The organism is Pseudomonas fluorescens (genome assembly GCF_900215245.1).
Taxonomy (GTDB): Bacteria; Pseudomonadota; Gammaproteobacteria; order Pseudomonadales; family Pseudomonadaceae; genus Aquipseudomonas; species Aquipseudomonas fluorescens.
On sequence record NZ_LT907842.1, the window covers coordinates 5,642,614 to 5,662,773 of the forward strand.

The 20,160-nt window shown below is 61.8% G+C and carries 14 protein-coding genes and 1 pseudogene; 11 read left to right on the plus strand and 4 right to left on the minus strand.

The window, feature by feature from the left end:
• Nucleotides 1-50 precede the first annotated feature (50 nt).
• Nucleotides 51-236 (plus strand): hypothetical protein, encoded by a 186-nt coding sequence (locus CPH89_RS30275; RefSeq protein WP_104814072.1) that lies wholly within the window; start codon nt 51-53, stop codon nt 234-236.
• A gap of 589 nt (nt 237-825) precedes the next feature.
• On the opposite strand, the gene CPH89_RS26065 is transcribed toward CPH89_RS30275, so the two are convergent.
• Nucleotides 826-1,683, minus strand: coding sequence for an alpha/beta hydrolase family protein (locus CPH89_RS26065; protein WP_053255921.1), 858 nt, complete (start codon nt 1,681-1,683; stop codon nt 826-828).
• A gap of 171 nt (nt 1,684-1,854) precedes the next feature.
• Between CPH89_RS26065 and CPH89_RS26070 the strand changes: the two genes are divergently transcribed.
• Nucleotides 1,855-2,466: a cysteine hydrolase family protein gene (locus tag CPH89_RS26070; protein WP_053255920.1), complete on the plus strand. Its 612-nt coding sequence runs from the start codon at nt 1,855-1,857 to the stop codon at nt 2,464-2,466.
• Nucleotides 2,467-2,556: 90 nt separating this feature from the next.
• Here CPH89_RS26070 and treS read toward each other — a convergent pair whose 3' ends face one another.
• Both treS and CPH89_RS26080 read right to left on the minus strand, forming a co-directional pair.
• The gene (treS, locus tag CPH89_RS26075) at nt 2,557-4,623 is read right to left on the minus strand and encodes a maltose alpha-D-glucosyltransferase (protein WP_053255919.1); all 2,067 of its coding nucleotides are present in this window, start codon (nt 4,621-4,623) and stop codon (nt 2,557-2,559) included.
• Between the two features lie 86 nt (nt 4,624-4,709).
• Nucleotides 4,710-5,468: an AraC family transcriptional regulator gene (locus CPH89_RS26080; RefSeq protein WP_053255918.1), complete on the minus strand. Its 759-nt coding sequence runs from the start codon at nt 5,466-5,468 to the stop codon at nt 4,710-4,712.
• Between the two features lie 186 nt (nt 5,469-5,654).
• On the opposite strand from CPH89_RS26080, the gene CPH89_RS26085 reads away from it, so the two are divergent.
• From CPH89_RS26085 to CPH89_RS26105, 5 genes are read left to right on the plus strand one after another with little or no spacing between them, the layout of a single operon-like run.
• Nucleotides 5,655-7,280 (plus strand): APC family permease, encoded by a 1,626-nt coding sequence (locus CPH89_RS26085; protein ID WP_053255917.1) that lies wholly within the window; start codon nt 5,655-5,657, stop codon nt 7,278-7,280.
• Between the two features lie 12 nt (nt 7,281-7,292).
• Nucleotides 7,293-8,219: a 4-hydroxyproline epimerase gene (locus CPH89_RS26090; protein ID WP_053255916.1), complete on the plus strand. Its 927-nt coding sequence runs from the start codon at nt 7,293-7,295 to the stop codon at nt 8,217-8,219.
• A 32-nt stretch (nt 8,220-8,251) separates the two neighbouring features.
• Nucleotides 8,252-9,199 carry a dihydrodipicolinate synthase family protein gene (locus tag CPH89_RS26095; protein ID WP_053255915.1) on the plus strand — a complete coding sequence of 316 codons (948 nt, stop codon included), beginning with the start codon at nt 8,252-8,254 and terminating at the stop codon, nt 9,197-9,199.
• A 58-nt stretch (nt 9,200-9,257) separates the two neighbouring features.
• On the plus strand, nt 9,258-10,829 hold the full coding sequence (locus tag CPH89_RS26100) for an aldehyde dehydrogenase (NADP(+)) (protein ID WP_053255914.1): 1,572 nt from the start codon (nt 9,258-9,260) through the stop codon (nt 10,827-10,829).
• A gap of 3 nt (nt 10,830-10,832) precedes the next feature.
• Complete coding sequence (locus CPH89_RS26105) at nt 10,833-12,119, plus strand: NAD(P)/FAD-dependent oxidoreductase (protein ID WP_053255913.1); 1,287 nt, start codon at nt 10,833-10,835, stop codon at nt 12,117-12,119.
• On the opposite strand, the pseudogene CPH89_RS26110 reads toward CPH89_RS26105, so the two are convergent.
• A pseudogene (locus CPH89_RS26110) lies at nt 12,116-12,346 on the minus strand (ADP-ribosylglycohydrolase family protein); the annotation flags it as partial. The gene CPH89_RS26105 and the pseudogene CPH89_RS26110 overlap by 4 nt on opposite strands.
• A gap of 493 nt (nt 12,347-12,839) precedes the next feature.
• On the opposite strand from CPH89_RS26110, the gene CPH89_RS26115 reads away from it, so the two are divergent.
• The 4 genes from CPH89_RS26115 to CPH89_RS26130 all read left to right on the plus strand — a co-directional run bounded on the left by CPH89_RS26115 (nt 12,840) and on the right by CPH89_RS26130 (nt 20,160).
• Nucleotides 12,840-15,284 (plus strand): winged helix-turn-helix domain-containing protein, encoded by a 2,445-nt coding sequence (locus CPH89_RS26115; protein ID WP_232005418.1) that lies wholly within the window; start codon nt 12,840-12,842, stop codon nt 15,282-15,284.
• Between the two features lie 168 nt (nt 15,285-15,452).
• Complete coding sequence (locus CPH89_RS26120; protein WP_053255911.1) at nt 15,453-17,531, plus strand: hydantoinase/oxoprolinase family protein; 2,079 nt, start codon at nt 15,453-15,455, stop codon at nt 17,529-17,531.
• A 13-nt stretch (nt 17,532-17,544) separates the two neighbouring features.
• Nucleotides 17,545-19,203, plus strand: a complete 1,659-nt coding sequence (locus CPH89_RS26125; RefSeq protein WP_053255910.1) for a hydantoinase B/oxoprolinase family protein — start codon at nt 17,545-17,547, stop codon at nt 19,201-19,203.
• Between the two features lie 195 nt (nt 19,204-19,398).
• Nucleotides 19,399-20,160, plus strand: coding sequence for a hypothetical protein (locus CPH89_RS26130; RefSeq protein WP_232005419.1), 762 nt, complete (start codon nt 19,399-19,401; stop codon nt 20,158-20,160).

A 20,160-nucleotide genomic window follows, 5' to 3' on the forward strand; every position in this document is an offset into this window, starting at 1 on the left:
AACCTCGCCGATAGTATGAACTCACACTGCAACTTCTTAAGGGGATCAACATGACATCGGCCATCACGGGTACGACCCACCTCACACCCGGCCAACCGGCAGCCATCAAGCCTCAAGTTCGCCCAGCCGTGCAGGCAGACAGCGACGGCGATCATGACGGCAGCACGCCAGGTGAAGTCGAACAACCCAAAGCGACCTCGGGATCGATAGGTACGCAAGTCAACACGACGGCCTGACCGTCAGCAGAAATGGACGCGGGGACTAATCCCCCTGCGCCTTTGAAGAATTTGCATCAGGGCCTGCCGCGGTAGAGAACGTATCGCCACGCAGCGCCGCAGCCGGTGCACTGAAAGCAGCTCTCGCCTGCTCACGCTGAGAAAGCCTGTCATTTTCAGGAACGTGAATGACCGTCTTCATCCCCGTATGCTAGCTGGCTAACGCCATCCAAGCGGCGCCCTGCAGAACCCGCGAACGTCAGACAACCGAAGCGAAATACCCAGCATAAAACCCTGAGTTTACTGGCCTTAACCTGAAATAAAGCTATACCTAAATTGCACTCAATCAGGGGAACATCATGCTGTGCCTTAGGTTACTTTTCTTCACTAGCCCGAAATTCCGCTCCTTTGTCAGAATTGATCAAAACGGCGTCTGCTCAGGGCTCATTCGATGCCAACAATCGCCTGGCGAATCATGGGTGGAAGTCGATGAATTCTGCTTGAGTTGGCTCGGCAAACCGCTACCGGGCCACGCCTGTCAAACAAAGCGCGCTGCATGGGTCTGATGAAGACCGACGTCGCGTGACGTTCAACGTAAGGTCTAGATGCACTAGCGCAAGATGATCCATTGAAGCGCGTCCTCAACCGATTGGCCGACGCCACCGGGCGTGACGTTGTGCCCCAGCTCGGGATAGAGCCGGTATGCAAATGCCTGGCCCTTGGCACTCATTGCGTCCAACCGCTCCATCGCCAGGAACGCCGGTGTTTGCAGGTCCTTGCCACCCAGCAGCCAGAGCCCTGGAATCGAAACCCGGGCAAGCGAGTCGCGGGGGTCCGTGTCGGCAAACGCGTAGCGGTCAGGGTCTTCAGCGATATGCGTGCGTACGTCGGTTTCGCTGTGGTTATTCCAGAAGTCCGCTTTGCCCTGCGTCAGGAACTGAAACCGCAGTTGCTCACGCGTTGTGAGCAGGGGCCCGCTGAACAACACCATGAAGCGCACGCCGGGGTTGTGTGCTGCCGCGATGGGAATGATCCAGCCAGCCTGGCTGAAACCGACCAGCCCAACCGGCAACCGACTGGCCGCCAGCGTGCTGGCTAAGGCCGCGACGGCTGCGTTCGCATCACCCGCCAACACCGTCAGGTTCGACGCATCCAGGTTGTTGGTGCCGACCTCCGGGCCTGCATAAACACCGGCAGATTGGCCGACACCCCGCTTGTCATAGGTCAACACCGCGATACCCCGCGCGGCCAATAGCGTCGCGAAGTTTGTCATGCGTTTTTCCTGCCCGGAACCGTGCACCAGGACCACGCCGGCCTTAGGATGCTCAGGCAAGAAGACCGTGCCGGCCAGTGAAATACCGGCACTGATGAAGGTAATGTCCTGTGTTGCAAAACCAGTCGGTTCAGCCAGGGTCAAACGGGGCAACAGCACACACAGCCCAAGTAAAACACCCATGGATAGGCGCATGATTCAATCCTGAAAGGGGAACAGCCGAGTAGCGGTGGCGCTACGTTGCCATTACCCGGTTGCGATCTCGTGACGCGAGTCGTTCATAAACGCACCCGATCGAGGATTAAACGCCTATAACTGATGTGCCATCGCACAACCGTGCAAACACCCACCTATCGGAGCATCACGATGAACCCGACTAAAACCGCGCTGGTGTTAATTGAGTTCCAAAACGATTTCACCACCCCGGGCGGCGTCTTCCACGACGCCGTCAAGGGTGTCATGCACCAAACCGACATGCTGGCGAACACCGCTACCACGATCCAACAGGCACGCAAGCTGGGTGTGAAGATCATTCACATGCCGATCCAATTTGCCGAGGGCTACCCCGAGCTGACGAACCGCTCTTACGGGATTCTCAAAGGCGTGGCAGACGGCAGCGCCTTTCGCGCAGGCAGCTGGGGCGCCGAGATCAGCGCCGCGCTGCCCCGTGAGCCCGCCGACATCGTGGTAGAGGGCAAACGCGGGCTGGACGCCTTTGCCACCACCGGCCTGGACCTGGTGTTGCGCAACAATGGCATCCAGAACCTGGTGGTTGCGGGCTTCCTGACCAACTGCTGTGTCGAAGGCACGGTTCGATCCGGTTATGAAAAGGGCTACGACGTCGTCACGTTGACCGACTGCACCGCGACCTTCAGTGAGGAGCAACAACACGCTGCCGAGCACTTCACCCTGCCGATGTTTTCGCAGACGCTGAAACACACCGCGTTTCTGCACGCGTTGAACGCCATCCCGTCCTGAAATAGCGTTACGGCGGCCTCAGCCCAACGCCCGATGCAACGCATCGGGCGTTTTGTATGGCGTCGACGAGTCAATACGTGTGTTCAGCACCTACAGCATCGGCGAATGACTGACCACCCGCAGCGCCAGCCCTTCGTAGGCATCCAGCGTGATGGTGAAATCCCCCTCGGCGGTGAGATCGCCTTCAACCCGCTCATTGATGATGTCCACCACTGGCCCCGGCGCGATGTTCGGCAGGTGCAGGGTTTCAGTGATCGGTGTGGCGCCGAAGTTAAGCGCGGTGATTTGCGTGCCCTTCCCGGCCGGCAACTCGTGAACCATGATCAGCAAACCAGGATGCTCGACATCCGGCACCAGAATCTGGCGGCTGGCTGCGATCCCGTAGGCATTGCGCACCGCGAGGATTTTCTGCAGCTGTGCGGCAAATGACTCCGGGTCCTGCAATTGGCGGTTGAGGCTGCCGTACAAGGTTTTCGAACGCGGCATTTGCCCTGCGGACAGCTCGGCATCCGGGTTCAGGTCCACCAGGTCATAGGCGCCTCGATGGATCCAGCGGGTGTCCCCATCGCCCATCAAGTGCGCCACCTCATCGGCCGCCAGTGGCAACGCGCCCACCAGGTCCCAGCCGGACAAGGCAAACACCCCCGGCTGCATGGCGTTGTACATCACCAACAGCAAATGGATCTGGCGGATCTGCTGGATGTCGGCCGGCGTAATCGCCTCCAGATCACGAATGCCAAGGGCGGCGGTGATAATGCTGGCGGTGGTGCAGGACACGCCGTTGGTCACGAATTTGAGGTTATACGGCGCATGGTCACCGGCCAGGCGCTCATACATCTGTTCGCGAATATGCTCGCGCAGGATGTTGCCGGGGAACGTCTGACCTTGATAGAGGTAGCTGTCGTGGGCGTGCAAGGTCCAGAAATGCACGAGTTCCAGGGTCAGCTCATCGTGATTCTGCAACGCATGGATGAGTGAACCGGGATCGATTCCCTGGCTGTGCATCTCACGCAACATCAGGCGCAGAAACTCGGTGTCGCCCATCAGCAACGCATGCTGGTAAGCCGGCCGCGTGATGAAGTCATAGGAAAGATCGGCGCCGCCGTGAGACATGGCCGCGATGTCGTCTACGGTCAGGTTCAGCTCTTGAAAGCTGAACCCGCCCGCCTTACGGATCGCCCCGCCCAACAACTGGTTGCCGGTAATAGACAGCGGATGGCTCTCGGACCAGGCGGTGCCATCCAACTTGCGCTCCACGCCGAGGAAACCATTGGCATCGAGGCGCAGGATCTTGGCGCCCATCACATCAATGGCATGCAGGGCATCGCCGATGATCATCTGCTGCGCCGCAAACGAAGGGTCCAGCCAGTTCAGTGACGGCTGGCCTTCCTTGAAGTAATGCAGGTACACCCAGCGGCGCGGCTTGCCATCCACGCCGACGACCACCGGTGTTGCGCTCCAGTCGGTTTCCTTTACACCGGGTTCGAAGAAAATCACCCGCTGTAACTGGCCAACGATGTAATGCTTGTCGCGCAGCGCATCCACCTGCAGCGGGCTGAGGTTCTGCGCATCACGGCCCTGCGCCACTTCAGGTAGCAGCGGCCAGTCCTCTTCGCGGATTTCCACCATGTGGTACAGGCCGGGATAGTCCTCGTACGCCATCTCGGCCAGGCGAAAATCGGCGCCCTTGCCGGTATGGGAGGGAATCACGTCGTCAATGATCACCGCATTATGCGCGGCAGCCATGCGCGTCAGCGCCTGCAACTGTGCCTCGGTGCCGAGTTGCGGGTCGATGTCGAAACTAATGCGGTCGAAATTACCGTCGATGGTCGGCGTATGCCGGGTGCCAGAAAGCCCACCGGACTTTTTCAGCGGGCCATTGTGAATGCCCTGGATGCCGATCTTCGACAGCGCATGCCACAGGCTCTCATCGCCGAGCGCCTCGAGCACCGTGCCGTGCTCACGGGTCACAATCGACGCCGGGTACGCGGTAAACCACACCGACGACAACGCGGTGGCATCACGGGGCCGGGTCTGCGCATACGGCTGCTGCCACAACCGCCCCTGCCCCGAATAGAGCTTGGCCCGTTGACGCGCCGCGTTGAGCATCGATTGTTGCACCAGCCAGTTCACATGATCGTTGTCAGCCGCCGTCATAAGCCCAATACCTGTGTTCGTGAAAAGGTTACTCGTAAGCATAGGAGGGGCGACGGGGGCGATTCGTTGCATCGCAATACGTGCAACTACTCCAGCTGGCGATATTGCCTTGGCGTAAACCCGGTCAACGCCTTGAACTGGCGGGTAAATGCACTGTGGTCGGTGTACCCGCATTGCAACGCCACTTCGGTGATGGGCAGGTCGGTGTGCAGTAACCGATGCGCATGCTCCAGGCGCACTTTTTGGATCATCTGCCGTGGCGTCAGGTGGAACACCCGTTTGCAATAGCGTTCCAGCTGCGCCACGGAAATCCCGGCGATCCGCGTCAGTTCGCCAAGGGTGACGCGCCGGTTGAAATGCTCACGGATGTGCTCATCCACGGCCGCCAGACGCTGGTACGCCGGGTGCGTTTCACTGGCTGACTGAAGGTCCACCGAAATACCCGCCAAGCCAATGATCTCCCCGCGCTGGTTGTACAGCGGCCATTTATGGGTCAGGCACCAGCCGGGTTCACGGCTGCCGTAAAGATGCAGTTCCAGCTGATCTTCAAGCACAAACCCCTGCTCCAGCACGCGCCGATCCTGCTCGGTATAACCCGGCCCCAGTTGAGCGGGGAACACCTCGGCGCTGGTCTTGCCGAGCAATGGTTGCAGCTGCTTGAGGCCACAGCGTTGCACCAGCGTCCGGTTGGCGAGCAGGTAGCGGGCGTCGATGTCCTTGATGAAGATCGCGGCATTGGGGATCACATCCAGCAGCGGCAACAGCTGCGCCGCTCCGGCCAATAGCTGTTCGATGCTGTGGGGACGAGCCCCCTGGAATAGGGCCGTAAACGCGCTCTGCACCATGACCTTGATTGCTCATTCATTCGTCGACGCCAGGCAGATTGCGCCATCTGCGCGGCACTGTCGAGCACCGCAAAGTGTGCTGAATTCGTCATCCATCGCCATGCAAAACATCAATCGCCGCCGCGTTCGTGGGTTCACGATAGCGCCACTGCATGCCTATCCAATAACTCACAAGAAGGCGCCGCCATGTCTGCTCAAGGCAAGTTCAAGAAACAACTTTCACTGATGGACCTCACCTTTATCGGGCTGGGCGCCATCTTCGGTTCGGGCTGGTTGTTCGCGGCCAGCCACGTGTCCGCGATCGCCGGGCCTGCCGGGATTATTTCCTGGCTGATCGGCGGTTTCGCCGTGCTGCTCTTGGGCATTGTGTACTGCGAACTCGGCGCCGCCCTGCCGCGTGCCGGTGGCGTGGTGCGTTACCCGGTTTACTCCCATGGCCCACTGCTGGGCTACCTGATGGGCTTTATCACGCTGATCGCGTTCTCAAGCCTGGTGGCGATCGAAGTGGTCGCCTCGCGCCAATACGCAGCGGCCTGGTTTCCCGAACTGACCAAGGTCGGCTCCAACGACCCGACCCCCCTCGGCTGGCTGCTGCAGTTCGCCCTGCTGTGCCTGTTTTTTATCCTCAACTACCGCAGCGTAAAGACCTTCGCCATCGCCAATAACCTGGTGAGCGTATTCAAGTTCATCGTGCCGCTGCTGGTGATCGGCGTGCTCTTCACCTTCTTCAAACCGGCGAACTTTCAGGTCCAGGGTTTTGCGCCATTTGGCTTGTCGGGCATTGAAATGGCGGTATCGGCCGGCGGCGTGATTTTTGCCTACCTGGGCCTGACGCCGATCATCTCGGTGGCCAGTGAAGTGAAAAACCCGCAACGCACCATTCCGATTGCGCTGATTCTGTCGGTGCTGCTGTCGACGGCCATTTATGTGCTGCTGCAAACCGCGTTCCTTGGGGGCGTGCCAACCGCGATGCTCGCCGACGGTTGGGCCGGGATCAGCAAGGAGCTGGCGCTGCCCTATCGCGATATTGCCCTGGCTCTGGGCGTGGGTTGGTTGGCCTATCTGGTGGTGGCCGATGCTGTGATCTCCCCCAGCGGCTGCGGCAATATCTACATGAACGCCACCCCGCGTGTGGTGTACGGCTGGGCGCAGACCGGCACGTTCTTCAAGCTCTTCACGCGTATCGACGAAAAATCCGGCATCCCGCGCCCGGCGTTGTGGCTGACCTTTGGCCTGTCGGTGTTCTGGACCCTGCCGTTCCCGTCCTGGGAAGCCCTGATCAATGTGGTGTCCGCTGCGCTGATCCTCAGTTACGCCGTCGCCCCGGTCACCGTCGCTGCGTTGCGCCGCAATGCACCGGGTATGGCGCGGCCGTTCCGGGTCAAGGGCATGGCGGTACTGGGGCCGCTGTCGTTCATCATCGCCGCGTTGATCGTGTACTGGTCCGGCTGGAGCACCGTGTCGTGGCTGCTCGGCCTGCAAATCCTGATGTTTGGGGTGTACCTGCTGTGCGCGCGCTGGGTGCCGACTGCGCACCTGAACCTCAAGCAACAAGTGCGCGCCTCGGCGTGGCTGATCGGCTTCTACGCGGTGACCATCCTGCTGTCCAAACTCGGCAGCTTCGGCGGTATCGGGGCGATCAGCCACCCGTTTGACACGCTGGTGGTCGCGGTCTGTGCCCTGGGTATCTATTACTGGGGCGCTGCCACCGGCGTGCCTGCGCACCTCGTGCGCCTGGAACACGAAGATGACGAAAGCGAAGCCGTCAGCGACCTTCATCACCACGCCTCATTGTCCCCGGCCACCCACTGATTGGAGCGTTTTATGAAACGGTTGCACGTTATCGACTCCCACACCGGCGGCGAACCCACACGCCTGGTCATGACCGGTTTTCCTCAGCTCACGGGCACCACCATCGCCGCCAAGCTCGACCACCTGCGCAGCGCGCACGATCAATGGCGACGCGCCTGCCTGCTGGAACCGCGCGGCAATGACGTACTGGTCGGCGCACTGTACTGCGAGCCCATCACGCCGGGGGCTACATGCGGGGTGATCTTTTTCAATAACGCCGGTTACCTCGGCATGTGCGGCCACGGCACCCTCGGCCTGGTCGCCTCCCTGCACCACCTGGGGTACATCGCGCCTGGGGTGCACACCATCGACACGCCGGTGGGTCCCGTCGCCGCCACCTTGCACGAAGACGGCGCCGTGACCCTGCGCAATGTGCCCGCCTACCGCTATCGCCAGCAGATGCCGGTGGACGTGCCTGGCCATGGGCGGGTGTATGGCGATATCGCCTGGGGCGGCAACTGGTTTTTCCTGGTCTCGGAGCATGGCCAAACCCTGCAAATGGACAATGTCGACGCCCTCACCGACTACACCTGGGCGATGCTCAAGGCCCTGGAGCACCAAGGCATTCACGGTGCAGACGGCGCGCTGATCGACCATATCGAACTGTTCGCCGACGACGCCCATGCCGACAGCCGCAACTTTGTGATGTGCCCCGGCAAGGCCTACGACCGTTCGCCATGCGGCACCGGCACCAGCGCCAAACTCGCGTGCCTGGCCGCCGATGGAAAACTCGCCCCCGGCGCGCCGTGGGTACAAGCCAGCATCACCGGCAGCCAATTCGAAGCCCGTTATGAATGGGAGGGCGAGCGCATTCGCCCCTTCATCACCGGCCGCGCGTACATGACCGCCGACAGCACCCTGCTGATCGACGAACACGACCCTTTCGCCTGGGGCATCTGAGCCCCCGATCTATAGTCCAAGGAGTTAGCACAATGAGCGACAACATCTTTACCGGCTGCATCCCCGCGCTGATGACCCCGTGCACCGCCGAGCGCAAGCCGGACTTCGACGCGCTGGTCGCCAAAGGCCGCGAGCTGGTCGATATCGGCATGAGCGCCGTGGTGTATTGCGGTTCCATGGGGGACTGGCCGTTGCTGACCGAGGCCGAGCGCCAGGAAGGTGTGGCCCGTCTGGTCGCCGCCGGTGTGCCGACCATCGTCGGCACCGGCGCGGTGAACAGCCGTGAGGCGGTGGCCCACGCAGCCCATGCGGCCCACGTCGGTGCCCATGGTTTGATGGTGATCCCGCGCGTGTTGTCCCGTGGTGCGTCTGCAACGGCGCAAAAAGCGCACTTCTCGGCCATCCTCAAGGCCGCGCCCAACCTGCCGGCGGTGATCTACAACAGCCCATACTACGGCTTCGCCACCCGCGCTGAGCTGTTCTTCGAACTGCGCCGCGAACACCCGAACCTGATCGGCTTCAAGGAATTCGGCGGCGGTGCCGACCTGCGCTACGCGGCGGAAAACATCACCTCCCAGGACGCTAACGTGACCCTGATGGTCGGTGTCGACACCCAAGTGGTACACGGTTTCGTCAACTGCAACGCCACCGGCGCGATTACCGGCATCGGCAACGCCCTGCCTCGGGAAGTGCTGCAACTGGTCGCCCTGAGCAAGCAGGCGGCCAAAGGCGACGCCAAGGCCCGACGCCTGGCGCGTGAACTGGAAGCCGCGCTGGCCGTGCTGTCGTCCTTCGATGAAGGCTGCGATCTGGTGCTGTATTACAAGCACTTGATGGTGCTCAACGGCGACCAGGGCTACGCCCTGCACTTCAACCAAACCGACATACTCAGCGACGCCCAGCGGCATTACGCCGAGAACCAGTACGCGCTGTTCCGTCAGTGGTACAGCAACTGGTCGGCCGAACAGAACCTCGACTGATCGCTTCGCGCCGCTGTGGTGCGCACAGCGGCCAACCCTTTTTTACCAGGACGACCCCATGACTCTGACGGGCAAGATGCTGATCGGTCAGCGCGCAGTTTCCGGCAATCGCGAAGCGATCCGGGCCATCAACCCTGCGACCGGCACGCCAATGGAACCGGCCTACGCCGGCGGCCATGGCGAGCACGTTGAGCAGGCGTGCGCGCTGGCGTGGGCCGCTTTCGACAGCTACCGAGAAACCTCACTGGCGGAGCGCGCCGCGTTTCTTGAAGCGATTGCGGACAACATTGAAGCCCTCGGCGATGCGTTGATCGAACGCGCCGTGGCCGAAACCGGCCTGCCGCGCCCACGCATTCAAGGCGAACGCGGCCGGACGTGCGGGCAGTTGCGAACCTTTGCCCGCACTGTGCGCGCGGGTGAATGGCTGGATGTGCGCGTGGACACGGCGCAGCCGCAACGGCAGCCGCTGCCGCGTGCGGACCTGCGTCAACGGCAGATCGCGCTGGGGCCCGTGGCCGTGTTTGGCGCGAGTAATTTCCCGCTGGCGTTCTCGGTGGCGGGCGGTGATACCGCGTCAGCATTCGCAGCCGGTTGCCCGGTGATCGTCAAGGCCCACGGCGCGCATCCCGGCACCAGTGAGCTGGTCGGCCGCGCAGTGGCCAAGGCGGTTAAAGACTGTGGGTTGCCGCAAGGTGTGTTTTCGCTGCTGTACGGTTCGGGTCGCGAGGTGGGCATTGCATTGGTCACCGAGCCGCGTATCAAGGCCGTCGGCTTTACCGGTTCGCGCAGCGGCGGTATCGCGCTGACCCAGGCGGCACAGGCGCGGCCGGAGCCGATTCCGGTGTATGCGGAAATGAGTTCGATCAACCCGGTGTACCTGTTTCCTGCCGCCCTGGAGGCGCGCGCGCAACGCCTGGCCGAGGGCTTTGTGGCTTCGTTGACCCAAGGCGCCGGGCAGTTCTGTACGAACCCGGGGCTGGTGATCGCGATCGCCGGCGCGGCCCTTGATCGCTTCGTCGCCACCGTGAGCGAACGGCTCCCGGGCTGCGCGGCGCAGACCATGCTCACACCCGGCATTTTCAATGCCTACACAGCCGGTGTGCGTGCACTCGCAGAACACGCTCAGGTCGTCGCAAAAGGCTTGGCGGCCGAAGGCCCAAACCAAGGCCAGGCACAGGTGTTCATCACCCGCGCCGACGCGTTTTTAACCCATGCGCCGCTGCAAGCGGAGGTGTTCGGCGCGGCCTCCCTGGTGGTGGTGTGCGCCGACGATGCGCAAGTCCGCCAGGTTTGCGAACACCTGGAAGGCCAACTGACCGCCACGTTGCACTTGGATGAGGATGACCTGATACGCGCCAAAGCCTTGCTCCCCGTACTGGAACGCAAGGCCGGTCGCCTGCTGGTCAACGACTGGCCGACGGGCGTGGAGGTCTGCGACGCCATCGTCCACGGTGGCCCCTTCCCTGCCACATCCGACTCACGCAGCACCTCGGTCGGCACGGCGGCGATCCTGCGGTTCCTGCGCCCGGTGTGCTACCAGGATGTCCCGGACAGTTTGCTGCCGAGCGCGCTGCAACACGGCAACCCGCTGTTGTTGCGGCGGTTGCTCAATGGCCAGAGAGAGGCTTAGGCAATGCCTCACTCCAACTCAGCAGATATCGCGGTCATCGGCGCCGGCATCATTGGCGTCGCGTGCGCCCTGCAATTGGCGCGTCAAGGCCGCCGAGTGGTGGTCATCGACCCACAGGACCCGGGCATGGGCGCCTCCTACGGCAACGCCGGGCACCTGGCCACCGAGCAGGTCTTTCCGATTGCCGACGTGTCGATTCTCAAACGCCTGCCCGCCATGCTGATGGACCCCATGGGCCCATTGCGCCTGGACTGGAAATACCTGCCCCGTGCCCTGCCCTGGTTTGTGCGCCTGTTGCTGAACCTGCGCCCGGCGAACTATCGGCGCACGGTCGCGGGCATTCGCGCGCTGAATGAGCCCAGCCTGGGCGCGTGGCAACGGTTGCTGCACAGCATCGACCGGGCCCACCTGTTGCGCCAGGACGGCTCGTTACTGGTGTTTGAGCGCGCCGCCTCCCGTGAGGCGCTCGATGCGCTGCGCCAGCGCATGCAGCAGCAAAACGTGCCGGTGGCTGACTGGTCGGGTTCGGCTGTGCGCGCGGCGGCGCCGCAGTTGAGCGACGAGATCCAAGGCGGCTTGTTTTTCCCGGGGACCGGGCATTTTGTTGACCCGTACACGGTGGTGTGCGAACTGGTGAACGCCGCCAAGGCCCACGGCGTGCAATTTATCAAGCAGCACGTGGTGGATGGGCGGCTGGCGCCAGAGGGTGTGTCACTGCTGACCGAACAGGGCACGTTCACTGCACGCCAGGTACTGATCGCCTGCGGCGCGCATTCGGCGAAACTGACTGCGGCACTGACCGGCAAAAAAGTCCCGCTGGACACCGAGCGCGGCTACCACCTGATGTTGCCGTTTGAGCCGCACCGCCTGCCCTTTGCCGTCACCTCGTTCGAACGCAAGTTCATCATGACGCCCATGGCCACCGGCTTGCGCCTGGCAGGCACCGTCGAATTCGCCGGGCTCGATCGCCCGGCAAATATGCAACGTGCATGGCAGTTGCACCGGCTGAGCAAGGGTTTGTTCCGCCACGACCTGAACGTGCAAGGCGCCACACCGTGGATGGGGTTTCGGCCATCGCTGCCTGACTCGCTGCCGATCATTGATCGGGTGTGCAATGGCAAGGTGCTGCTTGCGTTCGGGCACCAGCATTTGGGCTTGACGCAAGCCGCAGTGACCGCGGAAATCGTCGTGCAGCTGGCAGCCGCAACGCCATCGCTATCGGGCCTGCCAGCGCTTGAGTGCTTCCGGTTGGATCGCTTCCAGGCCAACCTGCTGCGTGAGGCGTTTTAGTCACGGGCTTGGGATGCGCCCAATAGAGCATCGGCCGTCGCTTGAATCTCATCGCGCATCCACAGCTTTTCCAGCCAGCCCGCCGGGATGCCTTGAACGCCATAATAAGCGCCCGCCAACTGGCCGACGATGGCCGCCGTGGTATCTGCATCATCCCCCAGGTTCGCGGCCGCGAGCACGGCATCCGCAAAGCTCTCGGTGTGCTGAAAACACCAGAACGCGGCTTCCCGGAGCGCTGATCCAGGCACCCGGTTATACCACTCGACTGACCGCCTCCTCCGGGGGTTGAGCGCGGCCTTTGCAAAGAATCAGATAAGTCCTGCGCGGTCTGTAGGAACGACCTCCCAGCATGCTTGCCAGTTGCAGACATCCCGCCAGCACACAGGCGCCGCGCGAAAGCGCCGGGCCGATCGCGCTCTGCGCCGGCGGCATGTCCCCCCACCCGGATGGCTGACTAAACATCAGGTGACGATTCTGACGGTCCCAACCCAAAAAGTAGCTGATAAAACCTACGCATTCATTGTGTACGAGACCGCTGTCTTGAAAAATAAGTCTTCACCTGCTTCATCCAACTGGTGCTGGGTTGGCAAGCTGACACCTCCTTTTACATTGCTGACCTCCTTGCCTCGCCAGGCCTTGATCGCTTCTTTTCTCGCGCGAATCGTCGGCCCTCTGGTGTTGGTGATAGCGCCTGCAGGGTTTGGCAAAACGACGCTGTTGATGCAGTGGCGACAAGTCCTGCTGTCAGCCTCAACACCTTCGACCGTCGCTTGGCTGTCATTGGATGAGGCGGACTGCGACCCTAATCGTTTCCTCGCCTATCTGATCCTGACGCTGGACCACGCAGGCCTCGATCTGGGCCACCTTACAGGCCTGGCCCATGCACAGGCGCTGGAAGCCCAACCGCAGCGCACGATAACGGCGTTGCTCCACGCACTGGCGCGTTCAGACCGAAAGGTCACGTTGTTCCTGGACGATTATCACGCGGTGGCAAACCCTCAACTCGACGCCATCGTGCAGGCCTTGCTGGAACAGGCTTCGCCGTGGCTCGAATGGGTTGTGTCCGCACGCCAGCGGCCCGGCTGGCCGCTGGCGAAGTGGAAAGCCAACGGCTGGGTGCACGAAGTATCCGCCCACGCGTTGACGCTCACGCCCTCGGAAACCGCAGCCATACTGGGCGCCGATATACCGGCCGCCGAACTGCACGACTTGCACGAGAGAACCGAAGGTTGGGCGATGGCCGTGCAATTGGCCAAATTGTGGCGCAGCAGTGGTGATGCATCGTTGTATGGCCTGCATGCTTTTTCGGGGCGTGTCACCGACATGGCCGAGTATTTCACGGGGCAGGTGGTACAGCGCCTGTCACCGCAGTGCCAGGATTTTCTGCGGGACATGGCGTTGCTCGAGCGCTTCAACGCCGAACTCGCCGACGCGGTACGTGGCCGCAGCGACAGTGCGCAGTTGCTGGCGCAGTTGACACACCTGGACGCCCTGCTCGTCCCCTTGGATGCCGGTCGCCAGTGGTTTCGTCATCACCGATTACTCCAGGACTTCCTCAATCAACGTATCGATGCGGGCGCAGCACGTAACATTTATAACGCCGCCGCCCAATGGCTGGCTGAAGAAAAGGACTGGGTACAGGCCATACGCTATGCGTTGCGTGCCCGTAACACCCGTCTCGCGGTTGACCTGCTGGTGCAGGCCGGCGGATGGGAGGTGGTGCTGCACAACGGCATTCGTTACGCAGAAAGCCTGCGTCAGCAATTCGATGAAAAGACGCTGCGCACCGAACCGGACCTGTTGCTGCTCCAGGCGTACTTGCACGCCAAGCTCGGCGAACACGCCCTCGCCAATCAATTGCTCGATTTGATCCGCGACCGGGTCCAGGCAGATCGACGGCTTGCGCGAGACTTTCATGTGGTACGCACGCTGGCCGATGGCTATATCGATCGATTCGATTTGCCAAACTGCGAAAGCGCTCCAGGCGACACTATGCTCACCGCCGGTACGCTGGAATGCGCGCGTGCCTTGCAGACCCTCAAGCAGGGTCAACTGTCGCTGTCCCTGCAAGTGATTCGCTCGGCGCACCTCAAGATGCGTGTGGTCGGCAGCTCACGCGGTGAGAGTTACTGTCGCATCCACGAGGCCCAAGTCCTCGCCTTGACAGGCGATATCGCCGGGTCTGCACAGGTCGTCGACATCGCGGTGGCTATCGCCGACAGCCAGTTCGGCAGCGAGAGCTCTGTCAGAGCAGTGGCGGGCTGCCTCAAGGCGCAGCATCTGTATTGGCAAGGTGCCTGGGCCGAATCCACACCCTGGGTTCGCGACGGTTGGGCCTCGCTCAAACAGACCGACGCCTGGTTGGATATCACGGCCGTCACCGCGGAGGTTGCCTGGCGCACTTCGCTGCGCAATCTTGGACTGCAACCGGCGTTACTCGAACTTGCGCAGGTGGCCGAACTCGCCACTGCGCGCAACTGGCCGCGGTTGACGCGGCTGGTTAACGCCTGGCGAGTCGACCTTCTGGTGCAAGGCGGCGCGTTGACGCAGGCGCGGCAGGAGGCGCTGGCCAATCACCTGGAGCGCGCGGCGAAGAGCCCTGATGACTGGCGCAACCATGAGGCCGCAACGTTGGCACTGGCCAGGTTACAGTTCGCGACGGGGGCATCGGCTGACGCACTCAATCACCTGCAGCGCGGCGCGCAACGCCTGCAAGAACGCGGCTTGCAGTTGCCCGCCTGGCGCCTGCAACTGCTCGCGCTGGCCGCCCAGGGCAAGGGCCGTCCACCCGAGCAAAACGCGATCCTGGCCTCGATACCCGCCCTGGCACTGCCCGGCCTGCTGCTGGAAGCAGGGCCTTGCATACTGACGGCGCTGGAAGCCTGTGCCAATACCGCCCACAACCAGCACGCGATCATCACGCGCCTGCGCGGGTGGCGCGCCCACCCGGTGCGTTCGCGCATGTCCTTCAGCGCCAAGGAAACACAGATTCTCACCTTGCTTGCCCAAGGCCAATCGAACAAAGCCATAGCCCTGGCGATGGATATTTCTGAAAACACCGTGAAGTTCCATCTCAAGCATGTGTTTACCAAGCTGTGTGTCGACAGCCGCACCGCCGCCATGGCTGCAGCGTTGCGTCTTGGGCTGCTTGACGCGCCTCACTGATCCACCAACCTACCCAGGCGGGTAGTCGATGCGCCCCAAACCTCGTCACCTACCCGCCCTGCTCATAGCCTGCGCCGCGCAGCGCGCCATAGCATGCCTCAACACCAGCGAAAGGCTCTCGCCTGGCGCCCCTCACAACGTAAGTACAGCAGGAGATGCCCTGTGGGTATGGACGGCAAAACAGTGCGTGTGGCCACCGACGTCGGCGGTACTTTTACCGACCTCGTGTATTTCGAAAACAACCCGGCCACCGGCGAACAAACGATTCGTACGGCCAAAGTCGACACCACGCCACCGAACTTCGCTCTAGGCGTGCTCAATGTCATCCGCAAGGCTGACGTGGATTTGGCGGCCGTAGACTTCCTGGCGCACGGCACCACTGTGGTAATTAATGCCCTGACCGAACGCCGGGGCGTCAAGACAGGATTAATAACCACCCACGGCTTTCGCGATGTGCTGGAGATCGCCCGTGCCAATCGCCCGGATTACTTCAACCTGAAATGGGTAAAGCCAGCCCCCTTCGTACCGCGCTATTTGCGCCGCGAAATAACCGGACGCTTGCATACCAATGGTCAGGAGCGGCAACCGCTTGAACTGGCGCAAGTCGCCGCAATCATTGAAGCGTTCCGCGCCGACGACGTACAGGCGATTGCGATTTGCCTGCTGCACGCCTATGCCAATCCGGCCCATGAACAGGCGGTACTGAATGAAGTGCGCAGGCTCTGGCCAGACGTGTCCGTGGTCGCGTCCCATCAGATCACCCGGGAATGGCGTGAGTATGAGCGCTCCAGCACGACCGTGCTGTCCGCCTATGTCCAGCCCATCGCCGCACGCTATCTTGACGAGTTGGCCAGCGGTTTGCGCGACAGCGGCTACAAGGCCCCGTTGTACATCATGCAGTCGAACTGTGGCATCGACAGTGTGGAGCATGCGCGGGAAACGCCGATCACCATGGTCGAATCGGGGCCAGCCAGTGGCTTTTGGGCGGCTGCCGAGTTGGGACGGCTGATTGACGAACCGAACGTGCTGGGCCTCGACATTGGTGGTACCACAGCCAAATGTGCACTGATTCGCAACGGCCAAGTGTCGATCAAAACCGACTACTGGATTGAACGTAACCGGATCAACGCGGGTTACCCGATCATGGTACCCGTAGTGGACCTGGTGGAAATCGGCAACGGCGGCGGTTCGGTCGCCTGGGTGGACGACTTCGACAAACTGCATGTTGGCCCGCATTCCGCCGGCGCCGTGCCGGGGCCTGCCGCCTACGGCAACGGCGGCACACAGATCACCACCACCGATGCCAACCTGATGCTCGGGCGCATCAACCCGGATTACTTTTGTGGCGGCAACGTGGTGGCCGACCTGCCTGCCGTTGTGCGTGAACTGGACGCCCTTGGCCAACGCCTGCACTTGCCGCCGGATGAGATCGCACGCGGCGTCGTGCGCTTGGCCAACGACAACATGGTCAATGCGTTGAAGCTGGTGTCTTTAAGCCGCGGGCATGACCCGCGTGAGCTGACATTGATGGCATTCGGCGGCGGTGGCGCCATGCATGCCGTTGCACTCGCGCAAGAGTTGGGTGTGCGAAAGGTCATCGTCCCCCGCAATGCTTCGGTGTTCTCGGCTTGGGGCATGACCCTCTCGGACTTGCGACGCGACCTGTTTATCAACCGCTTTGTGCAGACCGCCCACCACGGCGAACGCCAGCAGGCTCAATTGTTTCTCGAAGAGTTGTCGGGGGCCGCCCGCGAACAGTTCGTCGCGCAAGCCATCCCCCCTCAGCACGTCGAAATCCAGATGCATTGCAAGTTGCGCTATCAAAACCAGGAGCACGCGGTCGAAGTGCCGCTCGACCCGCACGAACGCATCGACACCGACTGGGCCGTGATCGAACAACGCTTTCACACGCTCTATGAGCAGCACTACACCTATGCCCTACAAGCCCCGGTGGAAATCATCGGCTTTCACCTGGTGGCCATCGCTCAAGTCGGCAAATTGGCGCCCCAGGCGCTGCCCGTCACCGGGCGCCTGATCGGTGATGCCTGCAAGGGCCAGCGACGCGTCGACTACGCCCAGGAAGGTATTCATGAGGCAAGCCTCTATGACTACGCCCTGCTTGAACCATTGATGACATTTTTCGGTCCGGCCATTGTCGAGGACGCAGGCACAACCGTGGTGGTACACCCCGGCAACCGCGTGCAGGTGGATCGTCTTGGCAACCTGCACATCATGATCAACGGCTGACGGAGTATTCACCATGCACACCCTCGATATCTTTACGCGCGACATCATCCAGAACTCGCTTCAGGCGATTGCCGACGAGATGTTCACCGCCATGCGCAAGGCTGCCATGAGCCCGGTGATCTACGAAGTGCTGGACATGGGCACAGGCATCACCGACGCGCACGGTGAGATCGCCAGTTCCGGCGCAGGCATTCCAGCCTTTGTCGGCGTGCTGGACAAAGCCGTGAAAAAAATTCGCCAGCATCATCCGTTGCCGCAGGATATTGAAGAGGGTGATGTGTTCATCAGCAACGACCCTCACGATGGTGCGGTGACTCATCTGAACGACGTGGTATTGGCCATGCCGGTGTTTGCCGACGGCCTACTGGTTGCCTGGACCGCGAACATTGCGCACTGGAACGATGTGGGCGGCCGAGTGCCTGGGTCGTTATCGACGGATGCCACGGATATCTTTCAGGAGGGCCTGCGCCTGGGCTCGGTAAAGCTGATCAGCAAGGGCCAACCAATCCGTTCGGTGTTGCAGATATTGCGGGCCAACACCCGTATGCCGGACTTCATGGAAGGTGACCTTTGGGCCGGGGTCGCCGCCGTACGCGGTGGCGCCGCACGGCTGCGCGAGCTCACCGAAAAATACGGCACCGTGCTGTTTTTGCTGGCGATGAAAGACTTCATGGATTTGGGCGAAAAGATGTCGCTCAAAGCCCTGGCAACATTGCCTGCCGGGCAACTGAACCTTGAAGAGCTGCAAGACGACGGCAGCCTGTTCAAGGTTCGGATTGATATCCGCAGCACTGAGTTGGTGATCGACCTGCGGGACAACCCGGACCAGTGCCTGGGGCCGACCAACCTGAGTCGCGACGGCGCGGTGGTCGCCGCACAAATGGCGTTCAAGGCCTTGACCACGCCGCAAGGCATCACCAATGGCGGTACTTTTCGACCCCTGCGGGTACTGACTCGCCCAGGCTCGTTATTCGACGCCATGCCGCCTGCCGCAGAGGGCTTTTACTTCGAGAACCTGATTCGGGTGCACGACCTGATCCTGTGCTGTCTGGCCCAGCAGTTTCCCGATCGTTTGCCCGCCGGCAATTTCGCTTCTGTGTGCGCCACAATCATCGGCGGCGTGCACCCGGACACCGGCCGCGTGTTTACCCTGGTGGAGCCGGAAATCGGTGGCTGGGGCGCAGAACCCGGGCGCGATGGCAACAATGCGGTTTACTCCGGTTTGCATGGTGAGACCTACAACTGCCCCGTTGAAGTCTGTGAGGCGCGTTATGGGCTGTATGTAGAGCGCATGGCGCTGAATGACGAACCCGGCGGGCACGGCCAATTCCGCGGTGGCCGCGGCGTGTGCATTGACTACCGGATTCGTGCCGATGACAGCTTCATGACCTGCGGCTACACCCGTTCGGTCATCCCGCCCTGGGGCCTGGACCAAGGCGGCGAAGGCACGCCCAATTATGTCGAAGTCATCCGCAAAGACGGTCAACACGAGCGTTACTGCATGGCCAGCGGCATTGCCTTGAATGCCGGAGACCTGGTCAGAGTTCGCACCGGCGCAGGCGGCGGGTATGGCCCTGCCAGCCGGCGCGACCCGCACGCCGTTCGCGAGGACCTGAAAAATGGCTATATCGACGCCGCGACCGCCCGCTCGGTTTACGGCCTGACACCTTAGCCCCGGGTCGCCTCGAACCCACCTGACGCGCGGCTTGAAAACAACAACAAAAAAGAGAGCACAACCATGAAACCGCAACACTCATCGCGTTTATGGGTAGCGCCCGCGCTTGCCCTGATTTTGGGAATCACACCCTCGGCACAGGGCGATCAGTTCATTGGATTCGCCCAGCCGGGAATACCCGGAAAGTGGGCATTGGAATCTTTCCCCGTGTTCAATCGCACCAAGGATGGCGACGTGCGAGCGGGCAGTAATACGGTCCTGGCGTACTTCTCCGAAACCGGCTTGACCGGAACGCAGCGCGATCAGGTGCAGTTCTGGGTAGGCGCCGATGCGGGTTACACCGGCGCTAATGGCACACGCAGCAATGGTTCGTGGGGCGTCGCCTCCCCCAACCTGGGCCTGGCCTATTACTACAACGTGCTAGAACCCACCAGCCCGTATGGCTCCGACGACTTCACCACGTTCTGGGTCAACCCAACCCTTTCGCTGGAGTTTCCCAACGGCAACGATGAAGGCACGGGATATGGCGCCTTCGCCAACCGCTACGGTGCCAGCTTCAGCGTCGCCAACTACCTGCGTGTAGGGCGTTTCGCTGCCACATTCACGCCGGTCGGCATCCATTACGCCGCGCGCAATCGTCACGCTACCGACCTTGGCGACGGTGCCCCCACGCGGCTTCAAGGGGGTGTCAGCTGGTGGTTCGCAAACGTTGCGGCCGGGTATCTGGTGACCGACGACTTATGGCTCGGTGTGCATCACGCCTATCACATCAACAACCGTACGGCCTCGGACTTCAAGGAATCGCGCCAAGGCAAAATCGGCCCGGCGATGACCTACACAGGTTTCAGCAAACAGGGCTTCTTCCTGTCGACCAACCTGAACGTCGATTACTACCACAGCGACAACCTGCCCCATTCCAATAGCTTGACCATGGCGCTGGTTAAATTTTTCTAG

What these genes read in the sequence shown, in the direction of transcription:
- CPH89_RS30275 (WP_104814072.1), top strand. Translation starts at nt 51, where the DNA reads ATGACATCGGCCATCACGGGTACGACCCACCTCACACCCGGCCAACCG.
- CPH89_RS26065 (WP_053255921.1), bottom strand. Translation starts at nt 1,683, where the DNA reads ATGCGCCTATCCATGGGTGTTTTACTTGGGCTGTGTGTGCTGTTGCCC.
- CPH89_RS26070 (WP_053255920.1), top strand. Translation starts at nt 1,855, where the DNA reads ATGAACCCGACTAAAACCGCGCTGGTGTTAATTGAGTTCCAAAACGAT.
- treS (WP_053255919.1), bottom strand. Translation starts at nt 4,623, where the DNA reads ATGACGGCGGCTGACAACGATCATGTGAACTGGCTGGTGCAACAATCG.
- CPH89_RS26080 (WP_053255918.1), bottom strand. Translation starts at nt 5,468, where the DNA reads ATGGTGCAGAGCGCGTTTACGGCCCTATTCCAGGGGGCTCGTCCCCAC.
- CPH89_RS26085 (WP_053255917.1), top strand. Translation starts at nt 5,655, where the DNA reads ATGTCTGCTCAAGGCAAGTTCAAGAAACAACTTTCACTGATGGACCTC.
- CPH89_RS26090 (WP_053255916.1), top strand. Translation starts at nt 7,293, where the DNA reads ATGAAACGGTTGCACGTTATCGACTCCCACACCGGCGGCGAACCCACA.
- CPH89_RS26095 (WP_053255915.1), top strand. Translation starts at nt 8,252, where the DNA reads ATGAGCGACAACATCTTTACCGGCTGCATCCCCGCGCTGATGACCCCG.
- CPH89_RS26100 (WP_053255914.1), top strand. Translation starts at nt 9,258, where the DNA reads ATGACTCTGACGGGCAAGATGCTGATCGGTCAGCGCGCAGTTTCCGGC.
- CPH89_RS26105 (WP_053255913.1), top strand. Translation starts at nt 10,833, where the DNA reads ATGCCTCACTCCAACTCAGCAGATATCGCGGTCATCGGCGCCGGCATC.
- CPH89_RS26115 (WP_232005418.1), top strand. Translation starts at nt 12,840, where the DNA reads ATGCAGTGGCGACAAGTCCTGCTGTCAGCCTCAACACCTTCGACCGTC.
- CPH89_RS26120 (WP_053255911.1), top strand. Translation starts at nt 15,453, where the DNA reads ATGGACGGCAAAACAGTGCGTGTGGCCACCGACGTCGGCGGTACTTTT.
- CPH89_RS26125 (WP_053255910.1), top strand. Translation starts at nt 17,545, where the DNA reads ATGCACACCCTCGATATCTTTACGCGCGACATCATCCAGAACTCGCTT.